The sequence below is a fragment of the Anaerovibrio sp. genome, from assembly GCF_045637405.1.
Classification (GTDB): domain Bacteria; phylum Bacillota; class Negativicutes; order Selenomonadales; family Selenomonadaceae; genus Anaerovibrio.
Genome location: NZ_JAZTZI010000070.1, coordinates 1 through 3,150 on the forward strand (window position 1 = coordinate 1; position 3,150 = coordinate 3,150).

Genomic DNA, 3,150 nt, shown 5'->3' on the forward strand with positions numbered 1-3,150 from the left:
AGTGCGGCTAACTGTTCTTTGAGGGACTTGGTACGTTGGAATTTGCTCCATTCGTCCCTTTACCTCAATATTTTCCATTTTTCAAAGAAGCAAGCAGATAAGGCATTATACATTATTAGGAATTGGCTCTTTTTGCCAAATACTCCAATATTTCGTGGGCCGCCACATTACCCTCTCCTACAGCCTTGGCAATCTGATATGGTCTGCCTGTATTATCCCCTGCCGCAAAGCAGCCACCTACATTGGTATGAAGCTGACGGTTCACGGCTACATGAGGGCCATCCAGCTCCAACCCTGGCAAAAGCTCCTCTGGTGGAATAGCATTTCGTAAGATAAACACACCATCAACGGCAATTTTGTCGCCATTAGTCAATTCTACAGTGTCTACCCGCTTCTCCCCCAATATTTTCATCAATCTTCCGTCAACAAGCTCCACATTATTTTCCGATACTGTCAATTTACCATCAGAAGAAAACAGATACACCTTTTCAGCTATATTTGCAAGGTAAGAAACCTCAGATATAAAGTTTTTGTCGCCACAATACACCGCCAGAGTCTTTCCCTTATAAAACATACCATCACAGGTGGCGCAGTAGCTTATGCCCCTTCCCAGATGTTCTTTTTCTCCCTCAAAGCCCTTGGCCACGGCAACTCCAGTAGTCAGCAGAACAGTCTTTGCCTCATACATTTCATTATCTGCCAACAAGGTAAACTTACCACCAAAATCTGAAATCTTTGAAACGATTTTATTGGTAATCTCAATATCCAGTTCCTTAATATGGTCGCGAAAATGTTCATTTAACTCATGACCGGTGATAATACCCAGACCGGGATAATTGGAAATCTTTTCAGCCTTTTCAACTTTGGAGCTCATTTCTTTCGGCCCAAAACATATTATATTCTTTCCTCTGGCCTTTAGCACAGTAGCCGCCGACAGCCCAGCAGGCCCATTACCAACTATTGCTGCATCATATATCATATCCACCGGACCTCCTTTAACTCAGGTAATAATCTGATAGTTTAATTTTACATAAAAACAAGCTCAATTGACAATAACGACTCATTATAATACCATGATTTACAATGAATCTTTTGTATATCACCACCAATAGGAGGGAAACTATCATGGTAAAGAAGCAAGCTTATCTTGAGCATGCCGCTGTAACCGTGGCAGATATTGACTGGAGCATCAATTTCTTCAAAAATGTTTTGGGAATGACGGAAACCAGACGTAAGGAAAAGGATGGCAAGCTGCAACAGATATGGTTAAAGGGTGGCTTGCAGCTGGTGGCTTCCCCGGAAAACCCAAAAGCTGGGCAGGGACACCATTTAGGCATTGTTGTACAGGATTTCAAGGCGACTATACAGGAGATGCTCACCTATGACGGTGTTACCCATATTGAAGGAAAGCCAGAAAAATGGATACAGCTTCCGGATGGTTTGGTGTTGGAGCTTTTCCAGGAAAAGCCAGGAGCCATCGAGGAAGTATTGTCTATCGAAGTGAAATAATCTAATATAAACGTCAAAACCCGCTAGCAGAGGGATATCTCCACTGGCGGGTTATTTTATATTGCAAAATATTATTTGTTCATTTCAGCAGCAAGACGTTTCAATGCATCTACTGTACGCACGCCTGGTGTAATTTCAGACAGGCGAACCTTGATAAATTTATTTTCCTTAACGGCCTTAACATCCTTCAGCTGTGGATTATTGCTGATTGTTGCGACCTTCTCCTTGAAATCATCCTCATTGCGAACACCACTACTGTAATCGCAAATAATAATGTATTCCGGATCACCTGCAACAACAGATTCCCAGCTGGCTGCGGCCCAGGTCTTGTCAACACCTGCGTTTTCCATAATATTTTCTGCGCCAATCAGTTTCAGGATATTGGTAGTGTAGCCCTTGTAAGCTGTAAATGGCTTGCCATCAGAAGCGTCATATACAAATACACGTTTTTTCGACTGTTTACCCAAGTCCTTCTGAACCTGCTCCAATTCCTTCTTCTGGGAATCCACCCATGCTTTAGCCTTGTCCTGAACACCAAAAATGTCGCCCAATTTCAGCATATCTGTAAAAACTGTTTCCAGATTTGCATCAGTTTTCTGCATGGAGGAAGGGATATAAATTGGTACTCCCTGGGAAGTAATGGAATCTGACGGAATGCCGCGCTTTGTGAAAGCAACCTCCCAGCCAGTTGCAAAATCTGGTTTCTCTGCCATAAATGTCTCATAGGAAGGCCATTTTTCCGACAAAACCTTCACTTTGCCATAGGCATCTGCTACAGGACCAAATACTTCTTCCTCCTTCATGGCTGTACCAACCATGCGGTCCTCCAACCCCAATGTCAACAGCATTTCGCTGGTGGCCTGAGACATGGAAATAACACGGGCCGGTGCCTTGTCAACAGACACCTTGGTCTCCTGTCCATTCAAGGTTTCTGTCCAGGATACAGGATATCCTGAGGAGGATGCCGCCTGTTCATTTTTTTGATTGCCACATCCGGCCACACTCAACAAGGCAGCCATCAGCATACCAGCAACCGCACCTTTTTTCAGCCAATGCTTCATCTTCAAATCAATCGCTCCCTTCAGTAATTCAAATAAATTTTTCCATCCTGCTCAAAACGTAAAAACGGCACTTCAAATATTTCTTCCAAAATGTCTGGCTTTAAAACCTCCTCTGTTTTGCCTTTGGCATAGACTTTACCGTCTTTCATAGCGACAACATAATCCGTATACTGTGCCACTAATGATAAATCATGAAGCACAGCTACAACTGTCTTGTCACACCCCCGTAAAAGGTGCATCAAGGCCAGCTTATGCTTTACATCAAGATGATTTGTAGGCTCATCAAGGAACAGCAGATCTGTATCCTGGGCCAGAGTCCTGGCAATCATGACACGCTGCAGCTCCCCACCTGAAAGGCCCCCTGCCTTGCGTAGGGCCAGATGGGATACCCCCGCCTTTTTCATAGCAATACGAACCTTTTCACGGTCTTCACTGGTATAATCCTGAAATTTTTCCTTAAAGGGAAAACGCCCCATCAGCACAATATCTTCAACATAAAAATCAAGAATAGTGTGATGAAATTGAGGTAACACAGCAGCCAGTCTGGCAAAGCTTTGAGAGCTCATATCTGACAAGGGAT

Annotated in this window: 4 protein-coding genes; 1 reads left to right on the plus strand and 3 read right to left on the minus strand. The window is 43.7% G+C overall.

The features are described 5' to 3' along the window. Positions 1–115 precede the first annotated feature (115 nt). Entirely contained in the window at positions 116–979 is an 864-nt protein-coding gene (locus ACKI5G_RS05285; protein WP_407398322.1) for an NAD(P)/FAD-dependent oxidoreductase, read from the minus strand. A 146-nt stretch (positions 980–1,125) separates the two neighbouring features. On the opposite strand from ACKI5G_RS05285, the gene ACKI5G_RS05290 reads away from it, so the two are divergent. Beyond that, entirely contained in the window at positions 1,126–1,509 is a 384-nt protein-coding gene (locus tag ACKI5G_RS05290) for a VOC family protein (RefSeq protein ID WP_407398324.1), read from the plus strand. Between the two features lie 71 nt (positions 1,510–1,580). Here the strand turns inward: ACKI5G_RS05290 and ACKI5G_RS05295 are convergent, their stop codons facing one another. Next, positions 1,581–2,570, minus strand: a complete 990-nt coding sequence (locus tag ACKI5G_RS05295; RefSeq protein ID WP_407398328.1) for an ABC transporter substrate-binding protein — start codon at positions 2,568–2,570, stop codon at positions 1,581–1,583. A gap of 20 nt (positions 2,571–2,590) precedes the next feature. Beyond that, the coding region (locus ACKI5G_RS05300; protein WP_407398326.1) for an ABC transporter ATP-binding protein at positions 2,591–3,150 on the minus strand (560 nt) is incomplete at its 5' end.

Bases quoted from the DNA above. Each gene is read 5' to 3' on its own strand.
- ACKI5G_RS05285 (WP_407398322.1), bottom strand. From the start codon at position 979: ATGATATATGATGCAGCAATAGTTGGTAATGGGCCTGCTGGGCTGTCG.
- ACKI5G_RS05290 (WP_407398324.1), top strand. From the start codon at position 1,126: ATGGTAAAGAAGCAAGCTTATCTTGAGCATGCCGCTGTAACCGTGGCA.
- ACKI5G_RS05295 (WP_407398328.1), bottom strand. From the start codon at position 2,570: ATGAAGCATTGGCTGAAAAAAGGTGCGGTTGCTGGTATGCTGATGGCT.